An 18,060-nucleotide genomic window follows, 5' to 3' on the forward strand; every position below is an offset into this window, starting at 1 on the left:
GGCTTCAGCCGCGATGGGGCCTTGCACGTTGGATTTCCGGGGCGAAGGGACGGATATGCGGGCAATGCGGGAAAGCCCCATCGCGGCTGAAGCCGCTCCTACGCGGGGTCGCGCTTCTGCTCGTGGCGCTGCAGCGCCCATGCCACGTGCTCGCGCACCAGTGCGGAGGGATGCCCGAGACGGCTTTCCAGCGCCTGCCGCGCGGCGGGCGAGGGCGCGGCGTTGCCGAGCGCCACGGCGATGTTGCGCAGCCAGCGTTCGTGGCCGCTGCGGCGGATGGGGCTTCCCTCCGTGCGGCGCAGGAATTCGTCTTCCTCCCACGCGAACAGCTGCGGCAGCGTGGCCGTGTCCAGGTCGTTGCGCGCGCGGAAATCCGGTTCGTCGGTGCGCCGCGCGAACTTGTTCCAGGGGCACACCAGCTGGCAGTCGTCGCAGCCGTAGATGCGGTTGCCCATCAATGGGCGCATCTCCAGCGGGATGGCGCCGTCGTGCTCGATGGTCAGGTAGGAAATGCAGCGGCGCGCATCGAGCCGGTGCGGGGCGATGATCGCCGCGGTCGGGCAGACGTCGATGCAGCGCGTGCAGGTGCCGCAGTGCGCGCTGGCCGGTGCGTCCACCGGCAACGGCAGGTCCACGTAGATCTCGCCGAGGAAGAACCACGAGCCGCCGTCCCTGTCGATCAGGCAGGTGTGCTTGCCGATCCAGCCCAGCCCGGCGTTGCGGGCCAGGGCGCGTTCGAGCACCGGCGCCGAATCGACGAACACGCGGTGCCCGAACGGACCGATCTCGGCGGCGACGCGTTCGGCCAGCTTCTGCAGGCGGTTGCGCATCAGCTTGTGGTAGTCGCGGCCCAGCGCGTAGCGCGCGACGTAGGCGCGTTCGGCGTCGTTCAAGGTGGCCCAGGCCGCGGCGTCGTCCTTGTGGCCATAGTCCAGCCCCACCGAGATCACCCGCACCGTGCCCGGCAGGAGCTCATGCGGCCGCGCGCGCATCGCGCCGTGCCGCGCCATCCATTCCATCGTCCCGTACAGGCCCTTGCCCAGCCAGTCGGCCAGGTGCGCCTCGTCCTCGCGCAGCTCGATGCCGCTGATGCCGCAGCGCTGGAAGCCGGCCTCGCGCGCGAGCTGGCGGATGCGCAGCGACAACTGCGCCATGTCGGCGGTGGGAGAGGTTCCGGGCATGGCGCAAGTATAGAATCGCGGGCATGAACCAGCCTGCCGGACTGTTCGATACCGCAGCTGCGCGCCGCATCGACGCGCAGGCCACCGCCGCGCTGGGAGGCGACGGCTACGTGCTGATGCAGCGCGCCGGGCAGGCCGCCTGGCAGTGCGTGCTGCAGTACTGGCCGCAGGCGCGCTGCATCGTCGTGGTCTGCGGGCCGGGCAACAACGGGGGCGATGGCTATGTGCTGGCGCGGCTGGCGCGCCAGTCCGGGCGCCGGGTGTGCGTACTGCACCTGCCCGGGCACGCGCCGCGCACGCCGCTGGCGCAGCGCGCCTGCACCGACTACCTGGCCATCGGCGGGCAGGTCGAGCTTTCGCGCGAGTGCCTGCGCGAGGCCGACCTGGTCGTCGATGCGCTGTTCGGCATCGGCCTGGACCGCGCGCCGGATGCCGCGGCGGCGGAGCTGATCGCAGCGGTCGCCGCCACCGATGTGCCGGTGCTGGCGCTGGACGTGCCCAGCGGCGTCGATGCCGCGAGCGGTGCGGTGCCGGGAGCGGCGATCCATGCCGCGCGCGTGCTGCAGTTCATCGTGCAGCACCGGGGCCTGCATACCGGCGATGCGCTCGAATGCGCGGGGCAGCGCCTGCTGGCCGGGCTGGATGTTCCGCGGGAAGCATTCGACGGCATCGAGCCGGCCGCATCCCGCTGGAGCGAGGCGCTGTTGCCGGCCCTGCTGCCGCCGCGGCGGATCAATACGCACAAGGGCGAATCCGGGCATGTGCTGTGCGTGGGCGGCAACCATGGCAGCGGCGGCGCGCTGATGCTGTGCGCCGAAGCGGCGTTGCGCAGCGGTGCGGGATTGGCCAGCGTGGCCACGCGCGCGGCGCATGTGGCGCCGCTGCTGGCGCGTTGTCCCGAAGCGATGGCGCACGCGGTCGAGGATGTCTCCGGGCTGGCGCCGCTGCTGGCGCGCGCCGGCGTCGTCGCGCTGGGGCCGGGGCTCGGCCAGGACGACTGGGCGCAGCGGCTGTGGGGGGCGGCGCTGGACGGTGGCAGGCCGCTGGTGGTCGATGCCGATGCGCTGAACCTGCTGGCGCGGCAGCCGCGTCCGCTCGCCCGGGCGGTACTCACGCCGCACCCGGGCGAAGCGGCGCGCCTGCTCGGCGTCGATGCCGCTTCCGTCCAGCGCGACCGGTTCGCCGCCGCGCAGGCCATGGCGGAACGTTTCTCCGCGGTGGTCGCGCTCAAGGGGGCGGGCACGGTAGTGGCCGCGCCGGGACAGCGGCCGCGGGTGATCGCGGCGGGCAATCCGGGCATGGCGGTGGGCGGCATGGGCGACCTGCTGACCGGGGTGATCGCCGCGCTGCTGGCGCAGGGGCTGGCGCCGTTCGACGCGGCCAGCACCGGCGCGCTGCTGCATGGCCTGGCGGGCGATGCCGCGGTCGCGGACGGACAGCGCGGGATGCTGCCGCGCGACCTGCTGCCGCACCTGCGCGCGCTGGCCAATCCATAATGGCGGCCATGATCGAACTGTTCCTTCCCGATGCCGCCGCCACCGACCAGCTGGGCGCGGCCCTGGCCGCGACGCGGCCGAAACCGGCGGTGGTCCACCTGCAGGGCGACCTTGGCGCCGGCAAGTCCACCCTGGCGCGGGCGCTGCTGCGCGCGCTCGGCGTGCAGGGTGCGATCCGCAGCCCTACCTACACCCTGGTCGAGCGCTATCCGCTGCCGGCCGGCGAGGCCTGGCATCTGGATCTGTACCGGATCGGCGATGCCGGGGAGCTGGATTTCCTCGGCCTGGACGAGGCGGAGGCCGATCTGTGGCTGGTCGAATGGCCCGAGCGCGGCAGCGGCGCCTTGCCGCCGCTGGACCTGCGCGTGGCGCTGGACATGCAGGGCCAGGGCCGGCGCGCCCGCCTGCAGGCCTGTTCGCCGGCCGGGCAGGCCTGGCTGGAACACCTGGACAAATCGGGTCACTTGCAGGGGCTTCCTGCTGCCTGATGGAAAGAAGGTGTGGCAGGTTGCGGATTATTAAGGGAAAAGATGTTGCAATTGCGCGATTCCAGTGATTGAATCCGCCCCATGCCCAAGGTAAGCCGCCTGATCGCCTTGTCTGCCTGCGTCGCCGGACTCTGTCTGGCCGGCGCTTCGGCGTGGGCCGGCGAAATCCGCAGCGTCGCCGTGCAGGCCGGAACCACCGGCACCCGCGCCGAGATCCAGCTGGCCGGCGGGGGCAGCTACAAGACCCTGTCGCTGGCCGGTCCCAACCGCCTGGTCGTGGATTTTCCGGATTCGACCGCCGTGCGTGGGCTCAGGTTGCCCGCTGCCGCCGGCGTCGTCACCGCGGTGCGCACCGGCATGCCGGCGCCCGGTACTTTCCGCGTGGTGTTCGATCTGGCCGAATCGGTGGTGGCGTTCAAGCCGCAGCTGCAGGGGCAGGGCGCCGAGTCGCGCCTGCTGATCGAATGGCCCGGCGAAGCACAGGTGGCCACCGCACAGCCCGCGCCGGCATCCGTGCCGGCGAGCCCGGCGCAGGCCAGCAGCGCCGAAGCGCGGCAGGAAGCCGCCCGCGCCACCGCGGCATTGACCGCGGCCGTGGTCCAGCAGGCCGCCGCTGCGCCTTCTTCCATTCCCGCTGCCGCCGCGCCGACAGCGTCGGCAGCTGCCGCCGGCAACACGCCTTCGCCGGCCGCGATCCTCAACGGGCAGGCGTCCGCGCCGGCCGTTTCCGGCAATGCGCCGGCAACAACCACGCCTGCGGCGGCTGTCGTTGCCTCTGCCGTTTCGCCTGCGCCGCAGGTAGCGGCCGCCGGACAGCCGGCGCCGCGTCCGGTCATGCCCAGCGATGCCTCGCGCATCCGCATGCAGCCGGGCATGCGCACCCTGGTGGTGGCGATCGACCCCGGCCATGGCGGCCAGGACCCGGGCGCCATCGGCCCGACCGGCAAGCGCGAGAAGGACGTCACCCTGGCGGTGGCGCGCGAACTGGCGCGGCAGGTCAACGCCACGCCGGGCCTGCGCGCCTACCTGACCCGCGATTCCGATGTGTTCATCCCGCTGCCGATGCGTGCCCAGCGCGCGCGCGCGGCCAAGGCCGACATCTTCGTCTCGATCCATGCCGACGCGGCCGAGAACCGTGCGGCCACCGGCTCGTCGGTATACGTGCTTTCGACCAAGGGCGCGTCCTCGCAGCGCGCGCGCTGGCTGGCGGACAAGGAAAACGCGGCCGACCTGATCGGTGGCGTCAGCCTGCAGCAGACCGAGGGCACCCTGGCCAACGTGCTGCTGGACCTGGCCCAGAGCGGCAACATGAAGGCCTCCGAAGACGCGGCCGGCCACGTGCTGGGCGGCTTGAAGCGGATCGGCAACAACCACAAGCCGAACCTGGAGCGGGCCAATTTCGCGGTGCTGCGCACCTCGGACATGCCGGCGATGCTGGTGGAAACCGCCTTCATCTCCAATCCAGACGAAGAGCGGCGCCTGACCGACCCCGCCTACCAGCGCCGCGTCGCCGGCGCCGTGCTCGACGGCGTGCATACCTATTTCAGCCGGCAGCCGCCGCCGGGCACGCTGTTCGCCGCCCGCGCGCAGGCCGAGATGGATGCCGCCGCGGGTACCGTGGCCGGCGGCAGCAAGTAAGCCACGGGCAATGCCGGCCGCTGGCCGGCGATTCCTTGCCGCTCCAGGTCCCTGTGGTTGCCGGCCAGCGGCGGGTACGACGGTGGCGTCGCGAGGGGGCCGCGGGTCGGGAAGCAGCCGCGAAGCGGTATCGGCAGCGTAAAACGCGGAGCGATGGCGCGGATGCGGTGACGCCGCCACGGCCGGCGGCCGGTACTAGCGGCTATCATCTGCCGATGCATGATTTCCCCCCGATTCCAGCGCTTCTCTCCCTTTGTCCCACGCGCGGTGCGGCATGAGCACCATCCGTCCGCTGCCCGAGATACTGATCAACCAGATCGCCGCCGGCGAGGTGGTCGAACGCCCGGCGTCGGTGGTCAAGGAGCTGGTCGAGAATGCGCTCGACGCCGGCGCCACCCGCGTCGACATCGATCTTGAAGAAGGCGGCGCGCGCCTGATCCGCATCCGCGACAACGGCGGCGGGATCGCCGCCGGGCAGTTGCCGCTGGCGGTGTCGCGGCATGCCACCAGCAAGATCGCCTCGCTCGACGACCTGGAATCGGTCGCCACGCTTGGCTTCCGTGGCGAGGCGCTGCCGTCCATCGCTTCGGTCAGCCGTTTCACCCTGGCCTCGCGCCAGCCGCAGGACGAACACGGCGCCGCGCTGCAGATCGACGGCGGCAAGATCGGCGAAGTGGCGCCGCGCGCGCATGCGCCGGGCACCACCGTGGAAGTGCGCGAGCTGTTCTACAACGTGCCGGCGCGGCGCAAGTTCCTGCGCGCCGAGCGCACCGAGCTGGGCCACATCGAGGAATGGCTGCGTTCGCTGGCGCTGGCGCGCCCGGACGTGGAGCTGCGCGTGTCGCACAACGGCAAGCCTTCGCGCCGCTACAAGCCCGGCGACCTGTATTCGGACGCCCGCCTGGGCGAGACGCTCGGCGAGGATTTCGCGCGGCAGTCGCTGCGCGTGGACCACAGCGCGGCCGGCCTGCGCCTGCATGGCTGGATCGCGCAGCCGCAGTACTCGCGCGCCAGCGCCGACCAGCAGTACCTGTACGTCAACGGCCGTTCGGTGCGCGACCGCAGCGTGGCGCATGCGGTGAAGATGGCCTATGGCGACGTGCTCTACCACGGCCGCCAGCCGGCCTACGTGTTGTTCCTGGAACTGGACCCGGCGCGGGTGGACGTCAACGTGCACCCGGCCAAGCACGAGGTGCGCTTCCGCGACGCGCGGCTGATACACGATTTCGTCTACCGCACGCTCAAGGACGCGCTGGCCGAGACCCGCGCCGGCATGGAGCCGACCGGCGGCTTGCCCGCCCAGGTCGCCGATGCGATGCCGCCGCTGTCCGGCGGCGGCCAGGCCGGCGCCTACCTGCTGTCGCGGTCGCCGGGCAGCGCCGGTGGCGGCTGGCAGCCGCGGCAGTCGCCGCTGGGCCTGCAGGTGGCCGAGGCGCCGTCGGCCTATGCCGCCCTGTACGCGACGCCCGCCGACGCCGCGATGCCCGCGCCGGTTGCCGGCAGCGGACTGCCGCCGACTGCCGCCGACAACGGCGTGCCGCCGCTGGGCTATGCCATCGCGCAGCTGCACGGCATCTACATCCTGGCCGAGAACGCCGACGGCCTGATCGTGGTGGACATGCATGCCGCGCACGAACGCATCGGCTACGAGCGCCTGAAGACCGCGCACGATGGGATCGGCCTGCATGCGCAGCCGTTGCTGGTGCCGATCACCCTGGCGGTGGGCGAGCGCGACGCCGACACCGCCGAGCGCGAAGCGGCGACGCTGGCCGAACTGGGCTTCGAGGTGACCCGCTCCGGCCCCGGCTCGCTGCATGTGCGCAGCATTCCCGCGCTGCTGGCCAACGCCGAGCCGGAAGGCCTGCTGCGCGAGGTGCTCACCGACCTGCGCGAGCACGGCCAGAGCCGGCGCGTGGCCAGCGCGCGCGATGAACTGCTCTCGACCATGGCCTGCCACGGCGCGGTGCGCGCCAACAGGCGCCTGACGGTTCCGGAAATGAACGGTCTGCTGCGCGACATGGAGGCCACCGAGCGCTCCGGGCAATGCAACCACGGCCGCCCGACCTGGGCGCGCTTTTCGCTGGCGGAAATCGACCGCTGGTTCCTGCGGGGACGTTGACGATGAAACGATGGGCGGGCGCGGCGGTGTTGCTGGCGGCGGTGGCGATGGCCGGTTGTGGCGGCGGGGATCGGCCGGCGGCGAACGCGGACGCGCCGCGTTTCGACCCCAGGTTCCTGATGGACAACGACATCTGGCGCGAACAGCGGCAGGCCGAACTGCTGGCGCCCGATGGCTGGACCAGCCTGGTCGGCCTGCACTGGCTGGAACTGAAGGCGCACTACATCGGCAGCGGCAGCACCAGCGGCATCCGCCTGGCGATGGGGCCGCCGCGGCTGGGCATGGTGGTGCGCGACGGCGGGCGTTACTGGTTCACGCCCGAACCGGGCGTGGCGGTACAGGTCGATGGGCAGGCGGTGAAGGGCCGCATCCCGTTCCATGCCGACGACGAAGCCGATCCGACCGTGATCGCCTTCGACGACGGCAAGGGCGCATTGAGCCTGATCCACCGCGGGCAGCGGCATGCCCTGCGGGTGAAGCATGCCGATGCGCCGGCGCGCATCCATTTCGGCCACCTGGACTACTGGCCCGCCGATCCGTCCTGGCGCATCACCGCGCGCTTCGTGCCGCACGATGCCGGCAAGACGATGCCGGTGGTGGACATCACCGGCCTGACCACCGAACAGGCCAATGCCGGTGCCATCGAGTTCGAGCGCGATGGCCGCACCTGGCGGCTGGAAGCGCTGGGCGAACCGGGCCGGTCGCTGTTCGTGATCTTCGCCGACCGCACCAGCGGCCGCGGCAGCTATGCCGCCGGCCGCTACATCGATCTGGACGCCCCGGACGGCAGGAGCCAGGTGGTGATCGACTTCAACCGCGCCTACAACCCGCCGTGCGCGTTCACGCCGTTCGCGACCTGTCCGTTGCCGCCGCCGGAGAACCGCCTGGACCTGCCGGTGGAAGCGGGCGAAAAAGCCTACGTGAAGCCCGAACAGGGAGATGCGGCATGAAATGGATGGCGCGGGCAGCAGCCCTGCTGCTGGGATCGGCGCTGCTGCTGGGCGCGCCGGCGCCGCTGCTGGCGCGACAGGCCGAGCCGGCCGTCAAGCCGGCCCTGGCGCCGCCAGTGCCGCTGCTGTGGAAGGCGACCGGCCCCAAGGGTGCGGAACTCTACCTGCTGGGTTCGTTCCACCTGCTCAGGGCCGACGACTATCCGTTGTCGGGGGACGTGGACAAGGCCTTCGATGCCTCGAACCGGCTGCTGTTCGAACTGGCGCCGGAGGAAATGAACTCGCCCGCGCTGGCCGCGCAGATGGCGCAGGCCGCGCTGCGCCGCGATGGCCGCCTGCTCAAGGACGAACTGGATGCGGACACCTGGCGGCGGCTGCAGGAATACGCGGCCGCCAACGGGCTGCCGATCGACCGCCTGGCCGGGCTCAAGCCCTGGTTCGTCGGGCTGACCATCAGCCTGGGACAGATGGCGCGGCAGGGGCTGGACGCGCAGGCCGGGCTGGACCGGCACATGATGGCGCGCGCGGCCACCGCCGGCAAGCCGACGCAGGGGCTGGAGAGCGCGGCCGCGCAGATCGCCATGCTCGACGGCATGAACGCCGACGAGCAGCGGCAACTGCTGCGCGAGGCGCTGGACCAGGTGGACAAGGGCGACGAGCAGGGCCGGCGCCTGCACGACGCCTGGCGTCGCGGCGACGACGTGACGCTCTGGCGCGACATGGCCGCGCAGATGAAACGCGACTACCCGGCGCTGTACAGGCGCATCAACACCGAGCGCAACGACGCGTGGCTGGCGCCGCTGCAGGAGCGCCTGCAGGCCGGGCCGGGTGCGACGCTGGTGGTGGTCGGCGCGCTGCACCTGCTCGGCAGCGACGGCGTGGTCGAGAAGCTGCGTGCGCGCGGTTACAAGATCGAGCGGATCTGCTCGGCGTGCGCGCCGGCGGCGAAGGGGCGCGGCGGAAAGCCATAGGCCTGCCCATGCGACCGGTCGCGGGGTCTCCCGCGGGAAACGATCACGGCGCTCGCATCCTCAAGGTCGATCACGCCGGCGAACATGGCGCGGTCAACCTGTACAGCGGCCAGATATCCATGGCGCGGTTCACTGCGCCCGGCATGGTGGACGAGCTGAAGGAATTCCGCGCGCATGAGCAACGGCACCGGGCCCTCTTCGGCGCGGAACTGGCCCGCCGGGGGCGAGCGCGTTGCCGGAGCTGTCGGCTGTGCGGCATCGGCGGCCGCGCTCTGGGGCTCGTTACCGGGCTGCTGGGCGCGGGCGCCATTTCAGCGACGACGGTCGCGGTCGAAAGCGTGGTTCTTCGGCACCTGGAAAACCAGCTCCCGGCATTGCAGGGCAACGATCCCGCCGCCGTTGCCGCTATCTCCGCCATCGTCGCGGAGGAGCGGCAGCACCACGATCGCTCGGCAAGGCATATCCAGGGCGATACGTTCTGGTCCCGGCTGCTGTCGCCGGTGGTGTCCGGCTTCACGGAGGCCGTCATCTGGCTGGGCATGCGGCTGTGAGCTGCCGGGAAGTGCGCCGCCCCTGCAAATGAAGAAGGCCGACGCATGCGTCGGCCTTCCTGCATTCCGGCGGCTGCGCTCAGCGGCTGCCGCGGCGCTTGTCGCCCGGCGACGACGGCGGCGGTTCCGGCGGCTTGGTGCCGCCCGGCTGCGGCCGGCCGAAACCGGCGCCCATGCTGCGCTGGAATTCCTGCCACAGCTCCAGGTTGCGCTCGGTGAGCTGGTTCATCATCGCCCACGGGGTCTGCCCGAGCAGGTTGCCCATCTGCTGGCGGAACTGCTGCTGCTGGTCGAGGAACACCTGCATGCTGCGCTCCAGGTAGTTGCCCATGAAGCCCTGCAGCGAATCGCCGTAGAAGCGGATCAACTGGCTCAACAACTGCGTGGACAGCATCGGTTCGCCGTCCTGCTCCTTGTCGGCGATGATCTGCAGCAGTACCGAGCGGGTCAGGTCGTCGCCGCTTTTGGCGTCGCGGACCTCGAAGTCCTCGCCGTCCAGGATCAGCTGGCGGACATCCTCGATGGTGATGTAGCTGGAGATCTCGGTGTCGTAGAGCCGCCGGTTGGGATACTTCTTGATGATGCGGGTCGCAGCCATTAAGCAGTCACTCTTCCTTCACGGTAGGCGCGCAGCATGGCGCAGTGCAGCAGGCCTTGCAACCGCCATAAGTACAGGGGGCGGGCCTCCGTGGCGGCTCCCGCGGCGCCGTGCAGCATGGAGACCATGGTGCGCAGCATGATCCCGTCGCGGCCGGCTGGCATGGGGCAGGAGGCGGCCGCGCCGGGCGCTCACCAGCCCATGTGGTGGCCGCCGTTGATGTCCAGGTTGGAGCCGGTGATCCACGACGCCTCCTCGGCGACCAGGAAGGCCACCGCGTAGGCGATTTCCTCCGGCTTGCCGAGCCTGCCGGTGGGGATGTCGGCGATGATCTTGGCGCGTACTTCCTCCGGTACCGCCATCACCATGTCGGTGGCCACGTAGCCCGGCGAGATGGTGTTGACGGTGATGCCGAAGCCGGCGTTCTCGCGCGCCAGGGAGATGGTGAAACCGTGCATGCCGGCCTTGGCCGCGGCGTAGTTGGCCTGGCCGTACTGGCCCTTCAGGCCGTTGATCGAACTGATCTGGATCACCCGGCCCCAGCCGCGCCGGCGCATGCCCTCGATGACCGGGCGGGTGACGTTGAACACCGAATTGAGATTGGTGTTGATCACCTCGTGCCACTGCTCCGGGCTCATGCGGTGGAAGGTGGTGTCGCGGGTGATGCCGGCGTTGTTGACCAGGATGTCGACCGGCCCCATCCCGGCCTCCACCGCCTGCACCAGTTCGCGTCCGCCGTCGGGCGTGGACACGTCGCCGGGAAACAGGGCGATGTCGCAGCCCTTGGCGCGCATCTGCTGCTGCCAGAGGGCGGCCTTGTCGGCGTTGCGGAAATTGGTGGCGACACGATGGCCCTGGTCGGCCAGACGCTGGCAGATCGCGGTGCCGATACCGCCGGTGCCGCCGGTGACCAGTGCAATACGGGATGTCGTCATGGGATGCGCTCCAGGCGCAGGCGCTGGGGAACGTCCGATTCTATGTGAATTGAGCGCGGTCACGGCAGCGGCTGGACGGCGGCGATCGAATCGCGGCGCAGGCGGTCGGGCTGGAAGGCGCTCGCCGCGCGTTCCAGCAGCGCCGGCAGCGTGCCGATGCCCTGCAACTCGGCTGCCTGCTGGCCGAGCGCGGCCCACAGCCAGCGCAGCGTCGGCAATGGGTCTGCGGGGTCTACCGGCTGTGCTGCCAGCGATTTGGACAGCTTGGCGCCGTGCGCGTCGAGCAGCAGCGGCAGGTGCAGGTAGCGGGGTGTAGGCAGGCCCAGCGCCTGCTGCAGCAGGATCTGCCGCGGCGTGGAATCGATCAGGTCGGCGCCGCGCACCACGTCGGTGATGCCCTGGTCGGCGTCGTCCACCACCACCGCCAGCTGATAGGCCCAGCAGCCATCGGCGCGCAGCAGCACGACGTCGCCGGCCTCGCGGTCCACTTCCTGTTCGAAGCGGCTCTGCAGGCCGTCGTCGAAGGCGATGTGGCTGCCGTCGGCCACGCGCAGGCGGATCGCCGGATGCGGCCGTTCGCGACCGGCGACGCAGTGGCGGTGGATGCCGTGCTGGCCGGCCAGGTCGGTGCGGCTGCAATGGCAGGGGAAGGCCTTGCCTTCGGCCAGCAATCGCCCGATGGCTGCGCGGTAGAGCGCATGGCGCCGGCTCTGGAACTGCACCGGCTCGTCCGGCTGCAGCCCGAACGCGGCCAGCGTCGCCAGTTGCGAGGCGGCAGCGCCGGCTACTTCGCGTGGCGGGTCCACGTCCTCGATGCGCACCAGCCAGCGACCGCCGGCATGCCGCGCCAGCAGCCAACTGCCGAAGGCGGCCAGCATCGAACCCAGGTGCAGGGGGCCGGTGGGCGAGGGGGCGAAGCGGCCGCGGTAGGGAATGGGAGACATCGAAGCTGAATCGTCGGTCAGAATCGTGCTTGAATTCAACCTGCGCGCACCGCAGATTTGCCACGTTCACTCAACTACCTAACTCGGACCTTTCCGCATGTTTACCCGTATCGGGCTGTTCCTGTTGACCAACCTTGCCGTGCTGATCCTGGCGGGCATCGTGATGTCCGTACTGGGCGTCAATCCGGCGCGGATGAGCGGCCTGCTGGTCATGGCCGCGATCTTCGGTTTCGGCGGCTCAATCATTTCGCTGCTGCTGTCCAAGTTCATGGCCAAGCGCGGCACCGGCGCGGTGGTGATCACCGAGCCGCGCAACCAGACCGAGCGCTGGCTGCTGGACACCGTGGCGCGCCAGGCCAAGGCCGCCGGCATCGGCATGCCGGAAGTGGCGGTGTACGACGGTCCGGAGATCAATGCCTTCGCTACCGGCGCCAACCGCAACAATGCCCTGGTGGCCGTCTCCACAGGCCTGCTGCACAACATGAGCGAAGACGAGGCCGAGGCGGTGCTGGGCCATGAGATATCGCACGTGGCCAACGGCGACATGATCACCATGGCGCTGCTGCAGGGCGTGCTGAACACCTTCGTGATCGTGCTGGCGCGCGTGGTCGGCGGCATCATCGACAATGCGCTGTCGGGCAACCGCGAAGGCGGCGGTCGCGGTTTTGCCTACTTCATCATCGTGACCGTGCTGCAGATTGTATTCGGCACGTTCGCGACCATGATCGCGATGTGGTTCTCGCGCCACCGCGAGTTCCGCGCCGACGCCGGTGGCGCGAACCTTGCCGGCCGCCAGAAGATGATCGCCGCGCTGGAGCGGCTGAAGCTCAACCACGGCCAGAGCACGCTGCCGACCCAGATCGCCGCGTTCGGCATCGCCGGCGCGACGGCGAAGAAGCTGTACCTGAGCCATCCGCCGCTGGAGGAGCGCATCGCCGCGCTGCGCTCTTCTACGGTGGCGTGATTGGTTGGACAACCCGCAGTAGTCCAAGGACGCCCGGCAAATGCCGGGCGTTTTTCATTGGAGCAGCGCTTTCGTTGTCGCCTTTTTCCCAGCTTTTTCTTTGGCTTTGGCTTCTCTGCTTTTGACTTCAGATCCCCTTCCGCCGGCTGCGTCGCTGCGGAAGGGGACCCGGAAGGTCAAAGGCAACGGCCACAACCACAACCACAACCACAACAAAGCCAAAGCCGGTGACATTGCATGTAGGCGCAGCAGCCGGAGCCGCCGGAGCGCGGCTGCGGCGGCTCGTGTCACGCCGGAAACAGAAACGGCGCCCTCGCAGGCGCCGTCCGGGATCGCGGGAAAGTTCCGGGTCAGAACTTCGGATCAAATTCCGCAGCGTGGCCGGTGTTGACGATCACCTTCTGCAGCGCCTCGCACACCTTCAGGTTGCCGGCCACCACCTGTTGGGTCTCCGGGCCCTTGTCGTCCATGCGCGCCAGCGTGGCGCCGCGGTAATTGCAGACCTTGCCGCCGGCCTCGCGCACCAGCAGCACGCCGGCGGCGATGTCCCATGCCTTCACGCCCGCCTCGAAGTAGGCATCGGCGCGGCCGCAGGCCACGTAGGCCAGGTCCAGCGCGGCCGAGCCGGTGCGGCGGATGTCCTCGGCCTGCACCAGCAGGGTGTCCACGGTCTTGAGCTGGCTGCCGGCACGGGCGCGCTCGCGCGGGGCGAAGCCGGTGTGGATCATCGTACCTTCCAGGTCCTTGCGCTCGGCCACGCGGATGCGGCGGTCGTTGAGCACGGCGCCGGCGCCCTTGGAGGCGGTGAACAGTTCGTTGCGCAGCGGGTCGAAGATCACCGCGTCGGTGGGTTCGCCATTCTCGACCAGGGCGATGGACACGCAGTAGTGCGGGAAGCCGCGCAGGTAGTTGCTGGTGCCGTCCAGCGGGTCGATCACCCACATCTGGCGGCCGTTGCCCTGCAGGCCGCCTTCCTCGCCATAGATGCCGTAGTCCGGGTAGGCGCGCTTGAGCTCCTTGACGATGACCTTCTCGGCATCGCCGTCGACTTCGCTGGCGTAGTCCATCCGGCCCTTCTGCACCACGTTCAGCGCTTCGAGCTTGTTGATGTTGCGCAACAGGACGTTGCCGGCGAGGCGTGCGGCCTTGACCATGACGGTGACGGCGGGTTTCTGCATGGTGAAGGGCTCCCGTGAAGGCGAATGGGTCGGATTGGCGGAGGAAAAGAGCGTTTCCGGCGCACGGGCCGGCCGCGCAGTTTACCATCTGCGGCTGTCCCGCTCCTGACTTTTTTCGCCATGTCCGCTTCCGCCCGCATCCGTTTCGTCCTGGTCGGCACCCAGCATCCCGGCAACATCGGCGCGGCGGCGCGGGCGATGAAGACCATGGGATTGTCGAAGCTGGTGCTGGTGGCGCCCGAGCAGCCGCTGGACGATGTCGCCTACCGGCGCTCGGCCGGCGCCGAGGACGTGCTCGGCGACGCCCCGGTGTTCGCCACTCTGGCCGAGGCGGTGGCCGATTGCCGGCTGGTGCTGGGCTGCACGGCGCGTTCGCGCCGGGTGCAGCTGGAGGAACTGCTGCCTGAGGTCGCCGGCCAGCGCGCCGTGGCCAGGGCCGCCGAGCCGGCGGAGGTCGCCTTCGTGTTCGGCCGCGAGCGCACCGGCCTGACCAACGACGAGCTGCAGCTGTGCCATCTCGCCGTGCATATCCCCTCCGATCCGGAATTCAGCTCCTTGAATCTGGCCGCGGCGATCCAGGTGCTGGCCTACGAGGTGCGCATGGCGCAGCTGGAAGGCCAGGCCGCGCCGGCGGTCGAGCAGGGGTATGGCGAGGCGCCGGCCAGCCACGCGCAGCTGGAAGGCCTGTTCGGGCAGTTCGGCGACACCCTGGACCAGATCGACTTCCACAAGGGCCGCGCCCCGGAATCGGCGATGCGCAAGCTGCGCCGGCTGTTCATGAAGGCCGACCTGTCCGAGCAGGAAGTCCGCCTGCTGCGCGGGATCCTGTCTGATGCGCAGCGCATGGCGCGGCTGGCGAACGAACGGCAAAACTGAGACATCCGTCATCCGGGGTTTTTTCGGATAGTCTGTGCGGACACTCTGTGGGGGAGCGCCGGTTTGCGTGTTTCAAAATGGCTTTGGGGAGCCGTGCTGGTGTTGTCCGTGGCGCTGCCCGCCGTGGGGGCGGCAGCCGAGCGTTCGGTCCTGGTGCTGGGGCGCCTCAGCGACGATCCGAAGTCGCATTACGAACAGCTCAAGCCGCTGCTGGATTACGTGGTTCCGAGGATGCGCGACGTGGGGATCGTCGAGGGCCGCATCCTCATGGCCAAGGACATGCAGCAGATGGCCAGCTACCTGCGGCGGGGACGCGTGGACTGGGTGACGGAGACCTCCGGCACCGCCATGGCGCTGCGCCAGCGCAGCGGCGCCGAGCCCCTGCTGCTGACCGAAAGAGGCGGGGTGGCGGCCTACCATAGTGTGTTCTTCGTCCGCCGTGACAGCCCGATCAACACGCTGGAGGAGCTGAAGGGACGCACCCTGGCGATGCAGAGCACCTGGTCCACCAGTTCCTATCTGGTTCCGGTGATGGAGCTTCTTGCCCATGGGGTCCGCCCGGAAATCCTGTTGACGCCGCAGGACACGCCTACCGCCGACACGGTGGGCTATGTGTTCGCGCGTTCGGAACTGAACATCTCCACCTTCGTGCACAAGCGGGTGGTCGACGCCGGAGTGGTCAGCAATGTCGACTGGCTCGACGAGCGGCGCGTGCCGGCGGTGTTCCGGCGCGACATGCGGGTGCTGTACGAAAGCGAGGACGTGCCGCGGGCGGTGGAAATGGTGCGGCCGGACCTGGATCCGGCGGTCCGGGCGCGCCTGCAGGAAGTGCTGCTGGAAGCCAGCAGCGACCCGCAGGCGGGGCCGGCGCTGCGCAAATTCTTCGGCACCACCGCGTTCCATCGCCTGGATCCGTCCAGCCAGCGGGCGCTCGACCGGCTGCGTACCGGGCTGGGCCGGGTCCGCATGGAGGTGGAATGAAGCGGCCGCGGTTCGGGTTGCAGGCCCGTTTCCTGTGCGTGGCCGGCGGTGCGGTGCTGGTGGTGATCGCGATCGTCGCGGTGCTGCTGGCGCGGCAGGCGGCCGCCCAGCGCGAGCTGCTGCAGGCCAGCGGCGGCGTGGTCAGCCAGGTGTTCGACCACAGCGTGCGCGAGCAGGGCACGTCATTGGCCACCTCGCTGGCCGAGGCACTGGTCAATCCGCTCTATTTTTCGGACCTGGACGCGATCGGCGCGCTGGTACGCAGCACCGCCAGCCAGAAATCGGTCAGTTATGTGCTGGTGCACGACGCCGAAGGCCGGTTGATCCACGACGGCTCCATCGAGGTCGCCGGCTATGGCCGGCAGATGCAGGACCCGCTGGCGCAGGGCGCGATCGGCGCCGAGAAGCTGCGGATGCAGGAATCGCCGATGGTGCTGGAGGTGGATCTGCCGCTGCGTATCGGTGAGCAGCGCATCGGCGGGCTGCGGCTGGGCATGGACCTGGCGCCGGTCCGTGCGCAGGAAGCCGAGGCGAGGGCGGTGCTGGAACAGCGCATGGGCCAGGCCAACCGCCGGCAGCTGGCCTGGGGCGGACTGATGATGGTGGCCCTGGTCGGCTTCGCCTGCCTGATGGCGCTGTACGTGCAGCGCACGCTGGTACGGCCGATCCGCTGGCTGGGCGCCGCCGCGCGCCGCATCGAGGCCGGCGATTACCAGGTCGAGCAGCAGGATACGCGCCGCGGCGACGAGATCGGCGAGCTGCTGCGCACCTTCGGGCGCATGGGCCAGAGCATCGCCCGGCATGACCGCGAAGTGCGGCAGATGGCCTATACCGACTCGCTGACCGGGCTGACCAACCGCCTGGCCTTCCGCGAGGCGCTGGATCACCGGCTGCTCGGCGCGCGCGCGTCGGGCCAGGGGCTGGCGCTGCTGTTCATCGACATCGACGAGTTCAAGCGGGTCAACGACACGCTCGGCCACGAGGCGGGGGACGACGCGCTGCTGCAGTTCGCCCAGCGCATCGCCGCGGCGGTGGAGCAGGATGGCGGCGACGAGGCGCTGCTGGCCCGTTTCGGCGGCGACGAGTTCGTGATCCTGATCGGCAGCGAGGCCGGCCGGGTGGAGGAGATGGCCACCGCCCTGGCCAAACGGCTGGTGGCCGACCTGGGACACCCGCTGCAGGTACAGGGGCGGGAGATCTTCCTCGGCAGCTCGATCGGCATCACCCTGTTCCCGGAGGATGCGGCCGACGCCACCGGCCTGCTGAAGAACGGCGACATTGCCATGTACCAGGCCAAGCTGGCCGGCAAGAGCTGCTTCCGCTACTACAGCCGGGCGCTGGACCATGCCGTCGAGCGGCGCCTGCACCTGGAGCAGGAGCTGCGTGGCGCCTGGGAGCGCGGCGAGCTGCATCTGGTCTATCAGCCGATCTTCCGCAGCATGGACCGCATGCTGGTCGGCGTGGAGGCGCTGCTGCGCTGGCAGCATCCGGTGCTGGGGGCGATCCCGCCATCGATGTTCATCGACATCGCCGAGCAGAGCGGCCTGATCCAGACGCTGGGGCCGAAGGTGCTGCGCATCGCCTGCCAGCAGGCCCGGGAATGGCCCTGCAACGCGGCGGGCGAGGAGCTGTTCGTGTCGGTCAACGTGTCGCCGCGGCAGTTGCGCAGCGGCGATCTCGTCGCCGCCGTGGAGCAGTGCCTGCACGCCTCCGGGCTGGCCGCCTCGCGCCTGCACCTGGAGCTGACCGAGACCGCGGTGATCGGCGACGAGATGCTGGCCGCCTCGCTGCTGGAGAAACTGCACCGCACCGGGGTGAAGGTGTGGCTGGACGACTTCGGCACCGGCTTTTCCGGGCTGAGCCACCTGCGGCAGGTGCCGGTGGACGGGGTCAAGATCGACAAGAGCTTCGTCGCCGACCTGCAGCGCGACCCGGACGATCTGGCCCTGACCACGGCGATCATCGCGATGGCCCATGCGCTGGGCATCACCGTGGTCGCCGAAGGCGTCGAGCAGCAGGCCCAGTTCGAACTGCTCAGCCAGCGCGGCTGCGATCTGGTGCAGGGCTACTGGTTCGCCCGGCCGCTGGATTCGGAAGATCTGGTGCGGCTGGTGGATGCCGCGCCGAGTCCGTCCTGACGCCGCGTCCCGGAGCAAATGGCCGGGGTAGAGCGCGCGGGGCCGCGCCCGA

At 70.1% G+C, this 18,060-nt stretch carries 16 protein-coding genes; 11 read left to right on the forward strand and 5 right to left on the reverse strand.

The annotated features are described in order from the left end of the window. Positions 1-98 precede the first annotated feature (98 nt). Positions 99-1,181 carry a tRNA epoxyqueuosine(34) reductase QueG gene (gene queG, locus QMX80_RS00005; protein WP_055769575.1) on the reverse strand — a complete coding sequence of 361 codons (1,083 nt, stop codon included), beginning with the start codon at positions 1,179-1,181 and terminating at the stop codon, positions 99-101. Between the two features lie 23 nt (positions 1,182-1,204). Here queG and QMX80_RS00010 point away from each other — a divergent pair, with 23 nt between their 5' ends. From QMX80_RS00010 to QMX80_RS00040, 7 genes are all read left to right on the forward strand, one after another. Continuing rightward, positions 1,205-2,677: an NAD(P)H-hydrate dehydratase gene (locus QMX80_RS00010; RefSeq protein ID WP_282274436.1), complete on the forward strand. Its 1,473-nt coding sequence runs from the start codon at positions 1,205-1,207 to the stop codon at positions 2,675-2,677. Between the two features lie 8 nt (positions 2,678-2,685). After that, entirely contained in the window at positions 2,686-3,165 is a 480-nt protein-coding gene (gene tsaE, locus QMX80_RS00015; RefSeq protein WP_273084059.1) for a tRNA (adenosine(37)-N6)-threonylcarbamoyltransferase complex ATPase subunit type 1 TsaE, read from the forward strand. A gap of 81 nt (positions 3,166-3,246) precedes the next feature. Then, positions 3,247-4,803: an N-acetylmuramoyl-L-alanine amidase gene (locus QMX80_RS00020; RefSeq protein ID WP_282274438.1), complete on the forward strand. Its 1,557-nt coding sequence runs from the start codon at positions 3,247-3,249 to the stop codon at positions 4,801-4,803. A 274-nt stretch (positions 4,804-5,077) separates the two neighbouring features. Further along, entirely contained in the window at positions 5,078-6,922 is a 1,845-nt protein-coding gene (gene mutL, locus QMX80_RS00025; RefSeq protein WP_282274439.1) for a DNA mismatch repair endonuclease MutL, read from the forward strand. Positions 6,923-6,924: 2 nt separating this feature from the next. After that, positions 6,925-7,872 (forward strand): DUF1684 domain-containing protein, encoded by a 948-nt coding sequence (locus tag QMX80_RS00030; protein ID WP_282274441.1) that lies wholly within the window; start codon positions 6,925-6,927, stop codon positions 7,870-7,872. 5 nt (positions 7,873-7,877) lie between these two features. Then, complete coding sequence (locus tag QMX80_RS00035; RefSeq protein ID WP_282274567.1) at positions 7,878-8,843, forward strand: TraB/GumN family protein; 966 nt, start codon at positions 7,878-7,880, stop codon at positions 8,841-8,843. Between the two features lie 8 nt (positions 8,844-8,851). Continuing rightward, positions 8,852-9,394 carry a demethoxyubiquinone hydroxylase family protein gene (locus QMX80_RS00040; RefSeq protein ID WP_282274442.1) on the forward strand — a complete coding sequence of 181 codons (543 nt, stop codon included), beginning with the start codon at positions 8,852-8,854 and terminating at the stop codon, positions 9,392-9,394. 79 nt (positions 9,395-9,473) lie between these two features. On the opposite strand, the gene phaR is transcribed toward QMX80_RS00040, so the two are convergent. The 3 genes from phaR to gluQRS all read right to left on the reverse strand — a co-directional run bounded on the left by phaR (position 9,474) and on the right by gluQRS (position 11,871). Then, complete coding sequence (phaR, locus tag QMX80_RS00045; protein WP_055769564.1) at positions 9,474-9,992, reverse strand: polyhydroxyalkanoate synthesis repressor PhaR; 519 nt, start codon at positions 9,990-9,992, stop codon at positions 9,474-9,476. A gap of 191 nt (positions 9,993-10,183) precedes the next feature. Then, the gene (locus QMX80_RS00050) at positions 10,184-10,927 is read right to left on the reverse strand and encodes a beta-ketoacyl-ACP reductase (protein WP_273084049.1); all 744 of its coding nucleotides are present in this window, start codon (positions 10,925-10,927) and stop codon (positions 10,184-10,186) included. 59 nt (positions 10,928-10,986) lie between these two features. Continuing rightward, complete coding sequence (gene gluQRS, locus QMX80_RS00055) at positions 10,987-11,871, reverse strand: tRNA glutamyl-Q(34) synthetase GluQRS (protein ID WP_282274443.1); 885 nt, start codon at positions 11,869-11,871, stop codon at positions 10,987-10,989. A gap of 97 nt (positions 11,872-11,968) precedes the next feature. Here gluQRS and htpX point away from each other — a divergent pair, with 97 nt between their 5' ends. Next, positions 11,969-12,835 (forward strand): protease HtpX, encoded by an 867-nt coding sequence (gene htpX / locus QMX80_RS00060; RefSeq protein WP_282274444.1) that lies wholly within the window; start codon positions 11,969-11,971, stop codon positions 12,833-12,835. A 350-nt stretch (positions 12,836-13,185) separates the two neighbouring features. Here the strand turns inward: htpX and QMX80_RS00065 are convergent, their stop codons facing one another. Beyond that, a complete protein-coding gene (locus tag QMX80_RS00065) occupies positions 13,186-14,013 on the reverse strand; it encodes an inositol monophosphatase family protein (RefSeq protein ID WP_054665011.1) in 828 nt (275 codons plus the stop codon). A gap of 120 nt (positions 14,014-14,133) precedes the next feature. Between QMX80_RS00065 and QMX80_RS00070 the strand changes: the two genes are divergently transcribed. From QMX80_RS00070 to QMX80_RS00080, 3 genes are all read left to right on the forward strand, one after another. Next, a complete protein-coding gene (locus tag QMX80_RS00070; RefSeq protein WP_055769555.1) occupies positions 14,134-14,889 on the forward strand; it encodes an RNA methyltransferase in 756 nt (251 codons plus the stop codon). A gap of 93 nt (positions 14,890-14,982) precedes the next feature. Then, positions 14,983-15,870 (forward strand): phosphate/phosphite/phosphonate ABC transporter substrate-binding protein, encoded by an 888-nt coding sequence (locus QMX80_RS00075; RefSeq protein ID WP_235504301.1) that lies wholly within the window; start codon positions 14,983-14,985, stop codon positions 15,868-15,870. Continuing rightward, the gene (locus QMX80_RS00080; RefSeq protein WP_055769552.1) at positions 15,867-18,008 is read left to right on the forward strand and encodes an EAL domain-containing protein; all 2,142 of its coding nucleotides are present in this window, start codon (positions 15,867-15,869) and stop codon (positions 18,006-18,008) included. The genes QMX80_RS00075 and QMX80_RS00080 overlap by 4 nt, the downstream gene beginning before the upstream one ends. The last annotated feature ends 52 nt before the right edge of the window (positions 18,009-18,060 follow it).

Origin of the sequence: Stenotrophomonas sp. PS02297, from assembly GCF_029959705.1 — a bacterium.
In the GTDB taxonomy this organism is placed as follows: domain Bacteria; phylum Pseudomonadota; class Gammaproteobacteria; order Xanthomonadales; family Xanthomonadaceae; genus Stenotrophomonas; species Stenotrophomonas nitritireducens.